Annotated in this window: 15 protein-coding genes and 2 pseudogenes; 11 read left to right on the top strand and 6 right to left on the bottom strand. The window is 75.4% G+C overall.

All coding sequences use genetic code 11. The features are described 5' to 3' along the window. Window positions 1–752 precede the first annotated feature (752 nt). Window positions 753–2,108 carry an extracellular solute-binding protein gene (locus REH70_RS00370; protein WP_310750444.1) on the top strand — a complete coding sequence of 452 codons (1,356 nt, stop codon included), beginning with the start codon at window positions 753–755 and terminating at the stop codon, window positions 2,106–2,108. Between the two features lie 43 nt (window positions 2,109–2,151). Here the strand turns inward: REH70_RS00370 and REH70_RS00365 are convergent, their stop codons facing one another. Together REH70_RS00365 and REH70_RS00360 are read right to left on the bottom strand one after the other, a co-directional pair. After that, window positions 2,152–2,331: a hypothetical protein gene (locus REH70_RS00365; protein WP_310754457.1), complete on the bottom strand. Its 180-nt coding sequence runs from the start codon at window positions 2,329–2,331 to the stop codon at window positions 2,152–2,154. A gap of 299 nt (window positions 2,332–2,630) precedes the next feature. Further along, a pseudogene (locus tag REH70_RS00360) lies at window positions 2,631–3,545 on the bottom strand (FAD-dependent oxidoreductase); the annotation flags it as partial. Window positions 3,546–3,779: 234 nt separating this feature from the next. Between REH70_RS00360 and REH70_RS00355 the strand changes: the two are divergent. Genes REH70_RS00355 through REH70_RS00340 form a run of 4 tightly spaced genes read left to right on the top strand, consistent with a single transcriptional unit; the run spans window position 3,780 to window position 8,758 of the window. After that, a complete protein-coding gene (locus REH70_RS00355; RefSeq protein WP_310750443.1) occupies window positions 3,780–4,244 on the top strand; it encodes a hypothetical protein in 465 nt (154 codons plus the stop codon). Further along, complete coding sequence (locus REH70_RS00350; protein ID WP_310754488.1) at window positions 4,241–4,621, top strand: hypothetical protein; 381 nt, start codon at window positions 4,241–4,243, stop codon at window positions 4,619–4,621. The genes REH70_RS00355 and REH70_RS00350 overlap by 4 nt, the downstream gene beginning before the upstream one ends. Continuing rightward, a complete protein-coding gene (locus REH70_RS00345) occupies window positions 4,576–8,088 on the top strand; it encodes an Ig-like domain-containing protein (RefSeq protein WP_310754456.1) in 3,513 nt (1,170 codons plus the stop codon). The genes REH70_RS00350 and REH70_RS00345 overlap by 46 nt, the downstream gene beginning before the upstream one ends. Before the next feature lie 16 nt (window positions 8,089–8,104). Further along, window positions 8,105–8,758, top strand: a complete 654-nt coding sequence (locus REH70_RS00340; RefSeq protein ID WP_310750440.1) for a hypothetical protein — start codon at window positions 8,105–8,107, stop codon at window positions 8,756–8,758. 126 nt (window positions 8,759–8,884) lie between these two features. Here REH70_RS00340 and REH70_RS00335 read toward each other — a convergent pair whose 3' ends face one another. From REH70_RS00335 to REH70_RS00320, 4 genes are all read right to left on the bottom strand, one after another. Beyond that, window positions 8,885–10,174 (bottom strand): MFS transporter, encoded by a 1,290-nt coding sequence (locus REH70_RS00335; RefSeq protein WP_310750437.1) that lies wholly within the window; start codon window positions 10,172–10,174, stop codon window positions 8,885–8,887. A gap of 197 nt (window positions 10,175–10,371) precedes the next feature. After that, window positions 10,372–10,779 (bottom strand): hypothetical protein, encoded by a 408-nt coding sequence (locus REH70_RS00330; RefSeq protein ID WP_310750434.1) that lies wholly within the window; start codon window positions 10,777–10,779, stop codon window positions 10,372–10,374. Next, window positions 10,776–10,931 carry a hypothetical protein gene (locus REH70_RS00325; protein WP_310750431.1) on the bottom strand — a complete coding sequence of 52 codons (156 nt, stop codon included), beginning with the start codon at window positions 10,929–10,931 and terminating at the stop codon, window positions 10,776–10,778. The genes REH70_RS00330 and REH70_RS00325 overlap by 4 nt, the downstream gene beginning before the upstream one ends. A gap of 173 nt (window positions 10,932–11,104) precedes the next feature. Then, complete coding sequence (locus tag REH70_RS00320; RefSeq protein ID WP_310754455.1) at window positions 11,105–12,397, bottom strand: MFS transporter; 1,293 nt, start codon at window positions 12,395–12,397, stop codon at window positions 11,105–11,107. A gap of 216 nt (window positions 12,398–12,613) precedes the next feature. On the opposite strand from REH70_RS00320, the pseudogene REH70_RS00315 reads away from it, so the two are divergent. The 6 genes and pseudogenes from REH70_RS00315 to REH70_RS00290 form a co-directional block, all read left to right on the top strand. After that, window positions 12,614–13,705, top strand: a pseudogene (locus REH70_RS00315) (S-(hydroxymethyl)mycothiol dehydrogenase); the annotation flags it as partial. A gap of 13 nt (window positions 13,706–13,718) precedes the next feature. Beyond that, the gene (locus REH70_RS00310) at window positions 13,719–14,348 is read left to right on the top strand and encodes an MBL fold metallo-hydrolase (RefSeq protein WP_310750428.1); all 630 of its coding nucleotides are present in this window, start codon (window positions 13,719–13,721) and stop codon (window positions 14,346–14,348) included. 195 nt (window positions 14,349–14,543) lie between these two features. After that, complete coding sequence (locus REH70_RS00305) at window positions 14,544–15,365, top strand: DUF4397 domain-containing protein (RefSeq protein ID WP_310750425.1); 822 nt, start codon at window positions 14,544–14,546, stop codon at window positions 15,363–15,365. A gap of 250 nt (window positions 15,366–15,615) precedes the next feature. Then, window positions 15,616–16,296, top strand: a complete 681-nt coding sequence (locus tag REH70_RS00300) for a class F sortase (protein WP_310750423.1) — start codon at window positions 15,616–15,618, stop codon at window positions 16,294–16,296. An 82-nt stretch (window positions 16,297–16,378) separates the two neighbouring features. Next, window positions 16,379–16,954, top strand: coding sequence for a sigma-70 family RNA polymerase sigma factor (locus REH70_RS00295; protein WP_310750415.1), 576 nt, complete (start codon window positions 16,379–16,381; stop codon window positions 16,952–16,954). Continuing rightward, on the top strand, window positions 16,938–17,759 hold the full coding sequence (locus REH70_RS00290; protein WP_310750412.1) for an anti-sigma factor: 822 nt from the start codon (window positions 16,938–16,940) through the stop codon (window positions 17,757–17,759). The genes REH70_RS00295 and REH70_RS00290 overlap by 17 nt, the downstream gene beginning before the upstream one ends. Window positions 17,760–17,762 lie beyond the last annotated feature (3 nt).

Raw genomic sequence — 17,762 nt, 5'->3', positions numbered from 1 at the left:
CGGACGACGGTCGCCTGCGACGGGTCGTCGGTGGCGCGGATCGTGGTCCGCCCCCGATCCCGTCGGCGACCACGTCGAACGGCACCGTGGCGTCCACCGCGAGCGTCCCGACGGTCACCCCGTCCGGCCCGGTGCGCGCGTCGGTGCCGACCGCGCGCACGTCGCGCAGCCGCGAGTCCGGGGTGGCGAGCGCACCCGCGTCCAGCGTGAAGTCACCGAGCCAGGTCTCTCCCGCCGCGAGGTCCGACGGCGGGTCGACGCCCACCGGTGAGCCGGTGCCGCCGGTGCCGCCGGTGCCGCCGGTGCTGTCCGAGGTCACCCTCGGGGGCGACGCGGGCTCGTCGGCGACCGGGTCGGTGACCCACCACAGCCCGACCACCGCGACCAGGACCAGCACCCCGACGGCGACGGCCGCCCCGACCAGACGGTCCTGCACACGTCGTCGCTCCATGGCGACAGTCTGGCCCTCAGGGGTCAGCGGCGCCGTCGCTGCGCTCGGCGGCGGCGGCGGTGGCGGTGGCGGTGGCGGTGGCGACCATGGCGACCCCTCCGGCGGGCGTGGAGGGACGGCGACCGGCGTAGGCTCGGGGAGAGAGACGAGGCTCGACGAGGGACCTCGATGAGGCGACCCGAGTCCGCGTGGCGGGCGAGACACCCCGCCACCTGAGCCCCGACAGACCGGCGTCGACGACGACGTCGGGTGCGGACGGTGCCGCACCGCTCCGGCCCGCTGTCCACCCCGAGGAGACACCATGCGCATCCCCCGCCCCGTCACCCGATCCCGCTCCGGCCGCCCGCATCGGCCGCTCGTCACCACGGTGACCCTCGTCGCCGCGGGCTCCCTCGTCCTGACGGCCTGCGGCCAGGGCGAGGACCCGGGCACCGCCACCGACGACGACCCGGCCGCCGCCGGCGGGGACGTCGAGCTCCGCTTCACGTGGTGGGGCGCGGACGCCCGCGCCGAGATCACCGAGGAGGTGATCGACATGTTCGAGGCCGAGAACCCCGGGGTCACGGTCGTCCCCGAGTGGAGCACGTGGGACGGCTACTGGGACAAGCTCGCCACCGGGGCCGCGGCCGGCGACATGCCGGACGTCGTCCAGATGGACGAGAGCCAGATCAACGCCTACGGCACGCAGGGGTCGCTGCTGGACCTGGAGTCCCAGCCCGACGCGCTCGACGTCAGCACGATCGAGCCCGAGGTGCTGCTCACCGGCGAGGTGGACGGCACGATCGTCGGCGCACCGGTCGGCATCGCGATCTACTCCGTGGGCGTCAACCCGACCATCCTCGAGCGCGCCGGCCTGGAGATGCCGGACGACACGACCTGGACCTGGGACGACTTCGTCGAGATGTCGGCGCAGGTGACGGAGGCGCTCGGCGACGAGGGCATCACCGGGATGGACTTCTTCGGGATGGACTCGGCCGAGGTGGCCGCCTACGCCCGGCAGAACGGCGAGCAGGTGTTCCCGCGCGAGGGCGAGGAGCCCGTGAGCGAGGAGACGCTCACCGAGTTCTACGCGCTGGCCAAGCGCATGGAGGAGACGGGCGCGACCCCGCAGCCGTCGCTGCAGACCGAGACCATCGTCACCTCGATCGAGCAGAGCCCGTTCGGCACGAACACCTCGGCGTTCCACCTGCAGTTCCACACCCAGATCCAGGCGTTCGTCGACGCGAGCGGCACCGAGCTGCAGCTCCTGCGGCTCCCGTCGGTCGAGCCCGGCGAGCCGCAGATGGTCAACAAGGCGTCGATGTACTGGTCGATCGCCTCCACGACGGAGCACCCGGCGGAGGCGGCCGCACTCGTCGACTTCATGCTGAACGACGAGGAGGCCGCCCTGGTGCTCGGGGTCGAGCGCGGGGTCCCCGGCATCCCGGCGATCCAGGAGGTCATCCGGCCCCAGCTGTCACCCACCGGCGTGATGGCTCTCGACTTCGCCTCGACCATGCAGGAGGAGGTCGTCGACCCGCCGCAGGTCACCCCGAGCAGCGCGGCGACGTTCGACGCCGAGGTCGGCCGCATCGGCAGCGAGGTCCTGTTCGGGTCGATGACACCGGAGCAGGCCGCGCAGGCCACGCTGGACGTCATCGCCGGCTACGAAGGCTGACCCGCACCGCCGGACCGACCAGCGGCGGCTCGCGCGGCCGGCGTCACTGCGACGCCGGCTGCGCGAGCAGCTGCCGGGCCGCGACGCCGATGACGGCGCTGTAGGTGGGGTAGGCGAACTCGACGCGGGCGAGCGTCGCGACGTCGATCCCGGCCGCCATCGCGGTCGTGACCGCCTGGATGACCTCGACGGCGTTCTCCCCGACCGCGTGCGCCCCGAGCAGGAGCTCGCGACGACGGTCGGCGACGAGCTTGAGGAACCCCGGGGCCGGTCGTCGATGATCGGGCGCTCGATGGAGTCGTACCGCACGTGCGCGACGAGGCAGTCGCGGTCACGCTCGCGCGCCTGCTCCTCGGTGAGCCCGACGCCGGCGTAGTCGGGGTCGGTGAACCCGCCGGACGGGAGCAGGTGGTGCGGGCTGCGCTGGGTCGCGCCGAGCACCGCGTTGCGTGCCGCGGCCTCCGCCTCGAAGTGCGCGGCCTGCACGAGCATCGCCTGCCCGTTCGCGTCGCCCGCGGCGAAGATGTGCCCGACGTCGGTGCGCAGGTACTCGTCGACCGGGATCCGCCCGCGCTCGACGGTCACGCCGGCCGCCTCCAGGCCCAGCCCCTCCACCGACGCGGGCCAGCCGGCCGCCATGATGACCGCGTCGAACCGCGCGGTCTCCTCCGCGCCGTCCACTCGCCAGGTGAGGTCGATGGCGCCGTCGTCGGCCCGGGCGAGTGACACCACGGTCTCCACCGAGGTGAGCACCCGCACACCCTGGTCGGTGAAGGCACCGGCGACGTCGGCGGACACGGCGGCGTCGGCGGAGATGAGGATGCGCGGGGCGACCTCGAGCAGCGTGACGTCGCTGCCGAACGCGTTGAGGATGGTCACGAGCTGGGCGCCGGTGTTGCCGGCACCGATGATCGCGACCCGGCGGGGCCGGTCGGGCAGGTCGAGCACGTGCTCCGGCAGGGTCGCGAGCTCCGCACCGGGGACCGGGAGCCGGCGGGAGTGCCCGCCGACACACAGGATCACCGAGTCCGCCCGCACCCGGCGACCCGTCCCGGTGAGCTCGACCTCGTGCGGGCCGACGAAGCGCGCGCGACCCTCGAGCAGCAGGTCGACCCCGGCGGCCTCGAGCCGCCCGGGGTCGGACTTCGCCTCGAGCACGCGATCCACCGTGGCGCGGACGCGGGCGACCGTCGTCGGCCAGTCGACGGTCGGTGCGGCGACCGTGATCCCGTACATGCCGGCGGTGCGGACCTCGCGCACGAGGCGCGCGGTCTTCGCCAGCACCCGGGTGGGCACGCACCCGGTGTTGACGCAGGTGCCGCCGGTCCGTCGCTCCTCGGCGACGGCGACGCGGGCGCCGAGCTCGGCGGCGCGCAGCGCGGCGGAGGTGCCGGCGGGGCCGGCCCCGAGGACGAGGACGTCGTAGGTGTCGGTCACGGGCACACTCTGACGCCTGGCGGCCCGCGGCGCGCCCCGAGATCATGCACGAAATCGCGCAACCGGTCACCCGCGCAGCGCGGGAAGTCGTCACATCGGCCGGTCGACCGCCGATCTGTCCGACGCGGAAGACGGACGAGCGTGTGCGCACGGGTGCGTGACAGCCAGACGGGTGCCTTCCGCCGCGCCCCGGGCCCCGGCGGCGCGCTCCCACCGCCCGAAGGACATCCCCCGATGCACGCCGCATCCTCGATCCCTCTGCCGCGCCGGCTCCGCCGCGCCGCGGCCGCCGGAGTGAGCCTCGCGGTCGCGCTGGCCGGCATGACGGCGCTCGCCGCGCCCGGGTCGGCCATGCCGGCCGGACCGACGAACTTCCAGCAGTCGCCGATGCCGGCGGCTCCCGGCCAACCCACCTCAGTGACATGGTCCTGCCCCGCGGGAACGCACTGGTCAAACATCGGAGGCTGGAGCTGGGGCGACTGGGGCCGACCTACCGGCTCCGACACCTTCGAGGCGGAGTACCGGGCTGACTCCACCGAGCCCGTCACCGTCTGGTGCGCCGGGGACGATCACCTGTACTCGGCGCCTGACGCGACCTTCACCTTCCACGTCGCCTCCGTCACCGAGACGACGACAGAGCTCGCGCTCACCCCTCCCGCGTGCTCCCGGGCCAGCCCGTCACCGCGACCGCCACGGTGACCACGCACGGCGGGCACGTCCCGTCGGATGTCGTCGTGCCGCCCGTCATGGTCTCGCTCGGGTCCGCCACGGCATGCGAGGCGACCCTCGTGCCCCTGTCGGTCGACACGTGGTCCGGTACCTGCGAGCTCCCCGGCTCCGCGTGGGGCGGCGACGTCGTCGCGACGTTCCCGGGTGTGCCGGGTCGCCTGGCGGCGTCCGAGTCCGTCCCCGCGCGGCTCGACGTCTCGCGCGCCGAGAGCACGCTGACGCTGACCGGCCCGTCGACCACCCCCAGGGCCGTCCCGCGTCTGTCCAGGCCACGGTCGCGCACCGCGGCGCGCACGCCGACCTGCCTGCGCCGGTCGGCACCGTCCTCTTCGACCTCGAGCCCCTGAGCGGTGGCCACACCTCGGTGCACGCGGAGCTCGACGCGCACGGCGTCGCGACGCTCGACCTCAGCGGCCTGCCCGCGCAGACGTACCACGTCACCGCGGTGTACCTGGGTGACAAGACCCACGCCCCCGTCGAGCAGTACGCGCCGTTCGTCGTCGAGGTCACCGCCTTCCCCACCAGCACCACCGTCTCGTTCCTCGACGGGGCGCCGCTCCTCGGCGCACCGACCACGGCCGTCGCGACCGTCGTCCGCCAGGACGACGGGTCACCCGTCACGGGCGGCGACGTCCGGTTCACCACGTCGCTGCACAGCGTCGTCGTGCCCCTGGGGCCGGACGGCACCGCGCGCTGGGAGCTGCGCGGTGGCACCGCCGGGGACCTGTCCGTGCAGGCCGAGTACCTCGGTCGCGGCGAGTGGACGGCCAGCCACACCGGCTCCACCCTCGCGGTGCAGCCCGCCACCCCGACGATCGACCTCGAGGGCCCCACGGCCTGGGCCTACGGCGACAGCGCGGGCTTCTCCGCCCACCTGAAGGGCGTGCCCGACGCCGACGCGCCCACCGGCATCGTCGAGGCGCTCGTCGACGGTGCCCCCTGGGGACACGCCGCGTTCCTCCACGCGGGCATACCCACCCTGCCGATCGACCTGTACCGGCTCGCGCCCGGCCGCCACGAGGTCGCCGTCCGCTACTCCGGCGACGCGAGCTACGTCCCGACCCAGACCGAGCCCGTCGTCGTCGAGGTCGCCAGGGCGACGCCGTCGCTCGAGATCGTCGTGCACGACGGCCGCACCACCCGCGCCTACGGGGAGGCGGCACCGATCACCGCGAACCTCTTCGGCATCGGCCACGTCACCGGGCACGACCCCACGGGCACCGTCACCTACACGGTCGACGGCGGCGACCCGCAGCCCCACGTCGACACGCGCGACTGGAAGCCCGGCAACCACACCGTGACCGCGCACTACCCCGGCGACGACCACTACGCGGCCGCCACGGCCGAGCTCACCTTCGAGGTCACGCACGCCGAGACGGACACGGTCCTGTCCGGAACCGGCTTCCTGACATACGGCGACGAGGGCCAGGTCCACGCCCTGGTCCAGGCGCGTACCGGCCCGGCCCCGCGTTCGGGGTCGGTGACGTTCGTCGTCGACGGCATCGCGCAGCCGCCGGTGCCGCTGGTCGACGGGCTGGCGTCCCTCTCCCTCGACGCGCTCGACCCCGGTGCGCACGACGTCGTCGCGACCTACTCGGGCAGCGCGCTCCAGGCCGGCTCGACCTCCATCACGCCGCAGCACGTCGTCGTCGGCATGGTGCCCACCACCACGACGCTGACGACCACGCCGACGGCGAGCACGACGGTCGGCACCTCGACCACCGCCACCGTGTCCGTCACCCGGACCGGCACCGGCACGCCGATCACCTCCGGCACCGTCCGCCTCCGGACGGACAGCCGCCTCGGCGTGTTCGACGTCATGCGTGAGGTCGGCGCCGACGGCACCGTGACCGTCGAGGTCCCGACCAGCCGCGTCGGCGACGTCGTCCTGCACGCCGAGTACCTCGGCACCCGGACGCACATCGGCAGCGCGGGCACGGGACGCGTGTCCGTCGCCGCGGGCGACGCGGCGGTCCGGCTCACCGGACCGACCACGTGGGCCTACGGCTCCCCCGCGAGCTTCACGGCGACGGCTGCCGGGCTGCCGGGTGCCGACGCGCCCACCGGCACCGTGACCTTCCACGTGGACGGCATGCCGCACGGCGACGGTCCGCTCGAGGACGGTCAGGCGGGCACCGACCTGAGCCGGCTCGCCCCGGGGACCTACACGGTGACGGCCACCTACGCAGGTGACTCGACCTACGTCCCGGTGACGACCGCACCGATCGAGGTCGTCGTCGAGCGCGCCCCGGTGTCGGTCGAGGCCGTCGTCGACGGCCCGGAGGCCTGGGTGTACGGCGCGCACTCCACCGTGTCGGCACGGGTCACCGGTCCCGCCGGCCGCCACCTCGCCCAGCTGGGGGACGCGACGCTCACCGTCGACGGCGGCGACCGGATCGCCCCGGACGGGGCCATGGACTGGGCTCCCGGCCGCTACACCGTGACCGCGACCTACCCCGGTAGCGCCTTCTACCTGCCGGCGACCGGCACCGCGTCGGTCGAGGTCACGCCCGCCGCCACGTCCGTCACGCTGTCCGGGCCGGACCGGTGGACGTGGGAGCACCCCGCGCACGTGACCGCCACGGTCACCCCGAAGTCCGGCACGGCGGTGCCGTCCGGCGCCGTGACCTTCACGGTCGACGGGCGACCGGCGCAGCCGGTCGCCGTGGACGCCGCCGGGGCGGCGACCCTGGACCTCGGGTCGCTCGAGCCGGGCGACCACACGATCACCGCGACGTACGCGGGTGACGCCCTCTACCGGACCTCGCGCAGCGAGGACCGGCCAGTCACCGTGGACGCCATCACCACGGCCGTGCAGGTCGAGGTCCCCGGCGACGGGCATGTCCTGCTCGGTGCACCGGCCACCGCGACCGTCCGGGTCGTGCGCGACGGCACCACCACGCCGGTCACCGAGGGCCAGGTCGTCGTCACGGTCGGCGGGGAGGCCCGCACGCTCGACCTGGGCGAGGACGGCACCGTGACCGTCCCCGTGCCGACCACCACCGCGGGTGACCTCGATGCGCGGGTGCGCTACCTCGGGACCACGCGCTACACCGAGGCGAAGGCCGACGCCACCGTGCACGTGCGGACCGGCGACGCCGGTGTGACCGTCTCGGGGCCGGCCACCTGGGCCTACGGCTCCCCGGCGGTCGTCACCGGCGCCGTGCCCGGCGTCGAGGGCGCCGACACCCCGACCGGTTCGCTGACGTTCCGGGTGCAGCGCACCGACGGCACGTCCGAGCCGCTCGGCACCGGGCTGGACGTGGGATCCGACCAGCTCACGGCAGACCTGTCACTGCTGGCCCCCGGGGCCTACGCGGTCACCGCGGTGTACTCGGGTGACACGTCCTACCGGGCCCGCACCAGCGAGCTGCTGCCCGTCGTCGTCACCAAGGCGCCGGCCGCGGTCCTGCTCGAGGTCCGCGGCGACAGCACCTGGTCCTACGGTGCGGCGTCGTCGGTGGTCGCACGGACGACGGGGTCCCGCACGCGGGTGCCGCCCAGCCGGGAACCGCGACGCTCACGGCGACCGGCGGCGTCGTCGTCGCACCGGACGGCGCCATGCCGTGGGCACCGGGGACGTACACGGTCACCGCGTCCTTCCCGGGCGACGCCCACTACCTCCCGGCCGAGCAGCGCGTGGACGTCACGGTCGTGCCGTCGACGACGACGCTGGTCGTCCCCGACGCCACCACCACGGTGGGCACGCCGGCGGTGCTCGACGTGCGGATCGACGGCGGCACCGCAGCGGTGCCGACCGGCGGCGCGCTCACCGTGCAGCTCGACGGCCAGGGCGTCGGGTCCGCCACGGTGACCGGCGAGCGCACCCCGTGCGCCTCGACCGGGCGCTGCCCGCGGGTGACCACACGCTCGTCGTCCGGTACGCCGGCGACGACCGCTACACCGCGAGCGAGCACTCCGTGCGGCTCACCGTGGCCGGCATCCCGCCGCGCCCGGCGACGGCCAGCGGGGGTGACGTGCAGGTGACCGTGTCGTCCCAGACGCTCGCGCCGGCCGCGCCGGTGTCGATCACCGCCGACGGGTTCGTGCCCGGCGAGACGGTCGTGTTCGTCCTGTACTCCGAGCCCGTCATCCTGGGCACCGCGGTCGCGGACGACGACGGCCGCGCCACGCTCGAGGTCGCGGCGCTGCCCGCCGGCACCGAGCTGGGTCAGCACACCGTCCGGGCGATCGGCGGCACCTCCGAGCGCGTCGCCGAGATCCCGGTGACGGTCGCGGCGGTCCCCGAGGCGCCGGCGCCGGCGGCGCCGGTCACCGCACCCGCGGGACCGGTCGGCCCGGTGCTCACGGCGCCGACCGCACCGGCGACCACCGCACCGGCGCCGAGCGGTCCGGCCCGTCCGACCGCGCTCGCCCGCACGGGCTCGACCGCCGGGCCGCTCGTGGGCCTGAGCGCGCTGCTCGTGCTCACCGGCGCTGCGGCTCTGGTCCTGGCACGCCGGCGAGGTGGTCGCACCGCCTGATCGACAGCGGACTCCGCCCGCTGGCGGAAGCAGACGTGGCGGCGCCGGACATCGTCCGGCGCCGCCACTGCGGCGTCCGGGGCGCCGTCCGAGAGGCGGCGTCGGGGACTGCACGGGTGGGCGACGTCAGGGCGCCCGACGGGACCCCGCACCCCGCGTGAGCCCGAACCCGGCGGCGACCGCGCCCAGGAGCGCCATGCCGAGCAGGGCCGCCTGCGGGGACAGGTGGTCGGCGACCAGCCCGTTCCCGACGGCGGCCAGCGGCCGGGTGCCGACGAACGCGACCGACCACAGCGCCATCATGCGACCGCGGACGGCCTCGGGCAGCGACGCCTGGAGCGTCGCGCTCAGCCCGGTCATCGTCAGGGTGAGCCCGGCCCCGGAGACCGCGAAGCCGACGACGGCGGCCGGGACGGTGGGGATCGTCGCGACCGCGCTGCCCAGCGCCATGACGAGGAGCCCAGCGTACCCGTACCGGCGCAGACCCAGCGCGCGGCGGGCGACCGGGATGAGGGCGAACCCGAGCCCGGCCCCCACCCCGAACGCGGTCGCGACCGGCCCGGCGAGCCCGGTGCCCCCGGTGAGCGAGGCGGAGACGACGGGCGCCAGGGTGATGGGCGGGTCCGTCCCGGCGCCGACCGCGGCGACGCACAGCAGCAGCACGACGAGCGGGCGGTTCTCGCGCAGGTACGCCCAGACGCCGAGGCGGGGGGTGCCGTCTTCGGCGGGGCGCGGCGTGGGCCGGGGGTGCAGGGTCAGGACGAGCACGACGAACGCCACGCTCAGCGCGGAGGTCAGCGCGAACGCGACGGCGGGCTGGGTGGCGACGGCGATCGCCGTGCCGAGCACGGGCCCCACCGCGCGACCGATGGGCAGCGGCGCCATCCCGAGCGTGACGGCCGTCGGCAGCTCGCCGGGCCGCACGAGCGCCGGGACCATCGCGAGCATCGCGGGCCCGGCGATGCTCGTGCCGACCCCCACGACCACCGACGCGAGGACCAGCGGCACCGCGGCGCCGTCGTCGAGCTCGGAGGTCGCGGACCACACCGCGAGCCCGCCCGACCCGCACGCGGCGATCGCGTGCCCGACGGCGGCCTGGGTGCGGCGGCTCCACCGGTCGGCCGCGGCGCCGGCCGGGATGCTCAGCAGGATGTGCGGCACGAACTGGGCGGCGGTGACCGTGCCCGCGACCAGCGCGGACCCGGTCGCCTCGTAGGCGACGACGACGGCGACGATGTTGAAGACCCAGATCCCGAGCATCGTCAGCACGTTGCCGAGCAGGTAGCGCCCGAACGTGCGGTCGACCATGACGCGCGGCCACGAGCGCGCGTCGTCGGTGGGTGCGCCGGGCAGAACGGCTTCGGGCGCCCTCGTCGCCGGGTCCGGTCCGGGTCCGGCCGTCACGGGTCGCTGCACTCCGCATCCTCACGTCGAGCCCGGGTCTGGGTGCGATCGATCATGCCGTCGCCCGCGTCGGGTCGCACTCGGCGTCCGGCACGGCGTCCAGCACGGCACCCGGCACGGCGTCCGGCACGGCACCCGGGCACGACGACGAGGAGGGTCACCAGCGGACCGGTGACACTCCCTCGTCGGACCGTGAGCCGCCCGGACCCTCAGCAGCGCGAGTGGCCCGGGGCGCACCACCGGTGCCCCACATCGACCACCAGGCGCGAACCGTCCCCCGGCCCGGCCAGGACGAACGCCCGGAAGGGCAGGTGAGCCCGGACCCCCAGCCCGACCGTGGTGACGCCCTCGAAGCTGCCCACCCAGGCGACGTCGCGGAAGGTCCGGTAGGACGACGTGTCGATCAGACGCCCCGGCCCGACGAAGAAGCTGTCGGTCGGGATCACCCCGACGCGAGCGACGACCTCGAGCCGCGCACCACCGGCGACCGGCACGACGAACCCGGACCCGGACTGCGTGAGCTGGTCGACGTACCGCACCGACCACCCCGTCAGGGGAGCGTCGATGTCCAGGACGAGACGTTCGAAGCAGGCGTGCCGTCCGGCGCGGACGTTCACGAGCTGACCGTCGGACAGGAGCCCACCGACCGTGCGTGCGACCCCCACACCTGGCCGCAGAAGGGATGCGCCGACGCAGCCGGCGCGACGAGCAGGTTGAGGCCTGCGATCAGGGACAGCGAGCACAGCAACGCCAGGAGTCGGCGGCGCATGGTGCACCTCCTCGGTAGGCACCCCACGCTGCTCCGGTGCACCCCGGGGGCAACGGATCGACCCGAGCTGATGCCGAGTGTTGGCCGAGCCGTGACCCCGCGCTCGCGGTGCGCGTCGTTCGCGCGTCGGTCGCGCGTCGGTCGCGCGTCGGTGGGGCGTCGCGCGTCGGCCGCTACCGAGCCTGCCTCGCGTCGTCGGCGGGTCGGCGTCGCAGCCGCAGGGCCGCGACCGCGAGGCCGACCATCCCGACCACCCACACCGCACCCGCGCTCAGCAGTGCGACGCGGTAATCCGCCAGCGGGTACGCGACACCGGCGCCGCCGCCGCGGGCGTCCAGCACGACCCCGACGCCCATCATCATGAGCAGCGCGCCGAGGAAGGCACCGGCGTTCGCGAGGCCGGTCGCCGTCCCCAGCCGCTCCCGGGGGTTGTGCGCACGAGCGATGTCGAGCCCGACGAGCGAGACGGGCCCACCCACGCCGATCACGGTCATGAAGGCGGCGAGCGTCCCGAGCGGCAAGGGGTCGGCGGGCAGCAGCAGCCCGGCCCAGGCGATCCCGACGACGACCGCGACGACGACCACCATGACAAGGCGGCGCTCGGGGTGGCGTCCGCTGACGTGACCGACGACCGGGCCGGCGAGGACCGCCGCGACGACCGTCACGGTCAGCAGCGCACTGGCCTCGGTGGGCGTGCGGCCCTGGCCCGAGACGAGGAAGGGGTACGCCCAGAGCAGCACCATCGCGTAGACGGAGAAGCCCGCGACGAAGTGCACCCAGAAGCCGAGCCACGTCCCGGGCTCGCGCAGCGTCGCCGCGAGCAGCCCGGGGGCGCGCGTCGGGCGTGGCGCCGGCGACGAGGCGGCGAGCTCGGCCAGCGGCAGCGTCTCGGCGCGCTCGGCCGGGCGCCGCACCCGCCGGAACCGCCGTCCCGCGGCCCGTCCCGGGGCGTGGTCGGGCGAGTCACGCACCACCACGGCCACCGCGACCGCCGCCGCCAGGCCGAGCCCGGCGGCGGTCCCGAACGCCGTCGTCCACCCGGCGGAGTGCAGCAGCAGCACGAGCGGCACCGCCGCGAGCACCTGGCCGAGCATGCCGAGGAGGCCGGTCACCTGCGTGACCAGCGGGACCCGGCGCAGGGTGAACCAGGACGGCAGCAGCCGGATCACCGAGACGAACGTCAGGGCGTCCCCCGTCCCGATGAGCACCCGAGCCGCCAACGCGAGCCCCGTCGTCGTGGCCAGCGCGAGGAGGAGCTGCCCGGCGGCCATGAGCACGGCCCCCGTGGCGATGAGGCGCCGCGGCCCGAGCCTGTCGAGCACGACGCCGACCGGGACCTGGAGCCCGGCGTAGACGACGAGCTGCACGACGACGAACGTGGCCAGGGTCGACGCACCGGTCCCGAACCGCTCGGACGCCTCGAGGCCGGCGACACCGAACGACGACCGGTGGAGCACCGCGACCACGTAGGCGGCCACCGCCGTGCCCCACACCGCGAGCGCGTACCACGACGAGGGCAGCCGGGCGGAGGACGACGGGGTCACGAGGCACCATCCTCCCGCGCCGGGCGCCGCGCCGCTCCCGTGCCCGGCGTCACCGGGTGCGGTTACCGTGGCGAGCAGCCGCCCGGTGCGCCGCACGCACGCCGCCGGACCACCCACCTGACACCAGGGAGCACGCACATGCCGCACACCGTCCAGGGGATCGTGTCCCGCGCGAAGGGAGCACCCGTCGAGCTCGTCGACATCGTCGTCCCCGACCCCGGCCCCGGCGAGGCCGTCGTCGACGTCCGGGCCTGCGGGGTCTGCCACACCGACCTGCACTACCGCGAGGGCGGCATCAACGACGACTACCCGTTCCTGCTCGGGCACGAGGCCGCCGGCGTCGTGTCCGCGATCGGCGACGGCGTCACGCACGTCGCCGTCGGCGACACCGTCGTCCTCAACTGGCGCGCCGTGTGCGGGGAGTGCCGGGCCTGCAAGCGCGGTGAGCCGCAGTACTGCTTCGCGACCCACAACGCCGCACAGCCCATGACGCTGACCGACGGCACCCCGCTCTCGCCGGCGCTCGGGATCGGCGCCTTCGCGGAGAAGACCCTCGTGCACGCCGGGCAGTGCACCGTGGTCGACCCCGACGTCGACCCGGCCGTCGCCGGCCTCCTCGGCTGCGGCGTGATGGCCGGCATCGGGGCGGCCGTGAACACCGCGCCCGTGCGCCGCGGTCAGACGGTCGCCGTGATCGGCTGCGGCGGGGTGGGCTGCGCCGCCGTGGCCGGCGCGGTGCTCGCCGGTGCCCGGCGCGTCATCGCGATCGACCTCGACGAGAAGAAGCTGGCCTGGGCGCGTGAGCTCGGCGCCACGCACACGATCTGCTCGCGCGACATGGGCGAGGACGACGTCGTCGCCGCCATCCAGGCCGAGACCGACGGCGTGGGCGCCGATGTCGTCATCGACGCGGTCGGCCGACCGGAGACCTGGCGGCAGGCGTTCTACGGCCGCGACCTCGCCGGGACCGTCGTGCTGGTCGGGGTCCCGACGCCCGAGATGCAGCTGACCGTCCCGCTCGCGGACGTGTTCGGTCGCGGCGGCGCGCTCAAGTCGTCCTGGTACGGCGACTGCCTGCCCGAGCGGGACTTCCCGGCGCTGCTCGAGCTCTGGCAGCGTGGCCGGCTGCCCCTGGACGCCTTCGTCTCCGAACGGATCGGCCTGGCCGACGTCGAGGCGGCCTTCGCCACGATGAAGCGCGGCGAGGTCCTGCGGTCCGTCGTCGTGCTGGACGGGGGCAGGCGTGAGCGCCCGGGTGGACCACCTCGTCACGTCCGGCACGTTCAGCCTGGACGGGCAGACGTTCGACGTCGACAACAACGTCTGGGTGGTCGGGGACGACCACGAGTGCGTCGTGGTCGACGCGCCGCACGACGCGGACGTCATCGCCGCCGCGGTCGGCGGACGGCGGCTGGTCGCCGTCGTCGCCACCCACGCGCACGACGACCACGTGCGGCACGCGCCCGAGCTCGCGAGCCGGTTCGGCGCCCCCGTGCTGCTGCATCCCGCCGACCGCCCGGTGTGGGAGCTGACGCACCCCGCACAGGCGACGACGACCGACCTGGCCGACGGTCAGGTCCTCACCGTGGCGGGCACCGACCTGCACGTGCTGCACACGCCCGGGCACAGCCCCGGCTCTGTGTGCCTGTACGCGCCCGGTCTCGACACGGTGTTCACCGGGGACACGCTGTTCGCGGGCGGGCCCGGGGCGACCGGTCGGTCGTTCTCCGACTTCCCGACCATCGTCGAGTCGATCCGGACCCGGCTGCTCACGCTGCCGCCCGGGACGAGGGTGCTCACCGGCCACGGTGACTCCACGACGATCGGGGACGAAGCCCCCCACCTGCAGGAGTGGATCGACCGGGGGCACTGAACGGCCCCGGACGACGGACGGGCCCGCACCCTGCGACGAGCAGGTGCGGGCCCGTCCGTCGTGAGGAGGAACGAGCCGCGCGCAACGGCGAGAAGTCGATCGATCCGTCTGCATCCAGACCGGCACCGTGCGCCGTAGTGGGTGTGTCAGGCAGTTCTCAGTGCGCCCCCAGCGGGCGGAACCAGGAGGAACACCATGCGCACTCGTCTCATCGCCGGCAGCGCAGCCGGCCTCGCTCTCGCCCTCACCGGCGCCATGCCCGCCTCGGCCGACAACCACGAGGCCATGCTCTCCGTGCTGCACGGCGTGCCGGACCTCACGGTCGACGTCTACGTCAACGGCGAGCGCACCCTCGACGACTTCGCCCCGGGTGACCTGGCGGGTCCGCTCGAGCTCCCCGCGGGCACCTACAGCGTCGCCATCACCGCCGCGGACGCCGCCGACGCCTCCGCCCCGGCGATCGGCCCGATCGACCTCACCCTGGCGGGCGGGTCGAACTACACCGCCGTCGCGCACCTGGACGCCGCCGGCGCCCCCACCGCGACGCTGTTCACCAACGACACGTCGAACACCGCCGCAGGTCAGGGCCGGCTCACCGTCCGGCACACGGCCGCCGCTCCCGCGGTGGACGTGCTCGCCGGTGGCTCCCCGGTCGTGACGAACCTGTCCAACCCGAACGAGGAGGTCCTCGACCTCCCGGCCGGCACCGTGTCCGCCGCGGTCGCCGCCACGGGGACCACCGACCCGGTCATCGGGCCGGCCGACGTCCCGGTGCGCGAGGGCGTCAGCACGATCGTCTACGCGTGGGGCAGCCTCGAGGCGGGCAACCTGCAGCTCGCGACCCAGACCATCGAGGGCCTGCACTCCGCACCGGCCGGCGTCCCGTCCGGTGAGCTCGGCCTCGCGAGCGACTCCTCGCCCGCGGCCGGCTGGATGATCGGCTCCGCGCTCCTGCTCGCCGCCGGTGGGGCGCTCGCGCTCTCCCGCCGCAGCCCGGTGCGCGTGACCCGCGACTGAACCGGCGCGCCCGACCGGGCGCGCCCCTCGACCGGCGTGCGCGAGCACGCCACCCGACCGGCACGGGGCCGCGGCGCCCACTCCGCCCGCCCCGGGCGCCGCGCCCCGCTGCCACACCCGCACCGTCGCAGCGACGCAGGCCCCGTGCCGCACCTCTCCGCACGACCGTCCGTCCTGTCCGTCATCCGCACACCCCCGGAGGCCCGCCGTGCCGTCCCTCGACCGCCCCCTGCGACGGGCACCACGCCGGGTGGCGACCGCCGCTCTCGTGTCGGTGCTCGCCGTCGGGCTGGTCGGGTGCGGCGCGGCGGCCCCCGGTGGTGAACCGGTCCGGTCGCCGTCCGCCCCTACCGGCGCCCCCACCGGCACCGCCGTCGACCCCAAACCCGAGCCGACCCGCGACGCGTCGTCCGGGACCGTCGCCGACGTACCGGTCCGCAGCGCGGCCCTCGATGCGGCGGCCACCGTCCCGACGGCGGTCACCCCGGTCGCCCTGACGATCCCCGAGCTCGACATCACCCTGCCGGTCGACCCGGTCGGGGTGGCCGGCGACGGCCAGATGGAGATCCCGCCGCTCGCCGAGCGCGGCGGCTGGTACCGCTTCGGTGCGTCCCCGGCCGACGCCGCCGGCACCGCGGTCATCGCGGCGCACGTCGACTCCGTCGCGTCCGCCGGGCTCGGCCCGTTCGCACGGCTCCCGGACGCCGAGGTGGGCGACGTCGTCGACGTGACGCTCGCCGACGGCGGTGTCCGGCGGTACGCCGTCACCGCGGTCACCCGGCAGGCCAAGCCCGAGGTCGCCTGGGGCGACGTCTTCGCGCGGGACGGCGCGCACCGCCTCGTGCTCGTCACCTGCGGTGGTACGTTCCAGCGCGACGTGGGGCACTACACGGACAACGTCATCGTGACGGCGGAACCTGTCGGTGCATGATGGCCGTCCTGGCCGCCCTCGCCTCGCCCCGCCGCCCGTGCCGCCCCTGCCGATCCCGACCCGGAGGCCCGCCCTGACACCCGTGCCGCGCGCCCCCGCGCTCGACACCCCGGACGCCTGGACCGACGACACCGTCGGCCGGGCATTCCGTGCGGGTGACGAGGACGGGATGGCGGAGGCGTACCGTCGGTGGTCCTCGCTCGTCCACACGCTCGCGCTGCGCTCGCTGCACGACGTCGGGGACGCCGAGGACGTCACGCAGCAGGTGTACGTCAACGCCTGGCGCGGGCGGGCCGGGTTCGACCCGGACCGCTCCCCGCTGCCGGCGTGGCTGGTCGGCGTGACGCGGAACGCGATCGCCGACGTGCACGCCCGGCGCTCACGGGAGCGGCGCGACGCCCTGGCGGTCGCGACCCGGACGGGGCCCGATCCCGAGCCCGTCACGGCGAGCCTCGCGGAGCGTCTCACCGTGACCGACGAGCTGAGCCGGCTCGGCGAGCCGCAACGGACCATCGTGGCCCTCGCGTTCTACGAGGACCTCACGCACGACCAGATCTCCGCGCGGCTCGACCTGCCGCTGGGGACCGTCAAGAGCCACATCAGACGTAGCCTGCTGCGCCTGCGAGACCGGTTGGAGGTGGATGGTGGAGCACGTTGACGACGACGGCCTGGCCCTGGTCGCGCTCGGCGAGCCCGTGCCGGACGCCGACCGGGCCCACCTCGACCACTGCCCGCGGTGCGCGGCTGAGGTCGCGTCGCTGGCCGCCGTCGTGGCGGTCGGACGCTCCGTGACGCCCGCCGACACGCTGGTCGCCCCGGCCCCCGCGGTCTGGGACCGCATCCGGGCCGAGCTCGACCTCGGCGGCCTCACCGCTCCGGGCGCGACGCCCGGCCCGCCCACGGGCCCGTCCACCGCTCCGGCGCCGACCGCGACCCCCGGCCCGGTCGCACCACCGGCCCCCGCACCCGCACCCGCACCCGCACCCGACCACGTCGAACCACAGCTCGCGCCCGTGATCCCGCTGCGCCGTCGCGTCACGCCGTGGCTCGCGGCCGCCGCCGCGTGCGGCGTCGTCCTCGGCGGGGTGGGCGGCGCGTGGTGGGCCGGACGTGACGACGTCGCGCCGGCCGACGTCGTCGCCCAGACCACGCTCGACCCCCTGCCGGGATGGACGTCGAGCGGTGCCGCCCGCGTCGAGGTCGCGGCGGACGGCGAGCGTGTGCTGGTCGTGACGCTCGAGGGCGACGGCACGGACGAGGGGTACCACGAGGTCTGGCTGATCGACCGCGAGGTGACCCGGCTCGTGAGCGTCGGCATCCTCACCGGCACCGAGGGGCGCTTCACCGTGCCGACCGGCCTCGACCTCGGCGAGTTCCCGGTCGTGGACGTCTCCGACGAGCCCCTCGACGGCGACCCCGCGCACTCCGGCGACAGCATCATCCGCGGCGTCCTCGACGCGTAGGGC

This window comes from Cellulomonas sp. ATA003, from assembly GCF_031582905.1.
Classification (GTDB): domain Bacteria; phylum Actinomycetota; class Actinomycetes; order Actinomycetales; family Cellulomonadaceae; genus Pengzhenrongella.
This window is presented reverse-complemented; position numbering and strand designations above follow the sequence as displayed.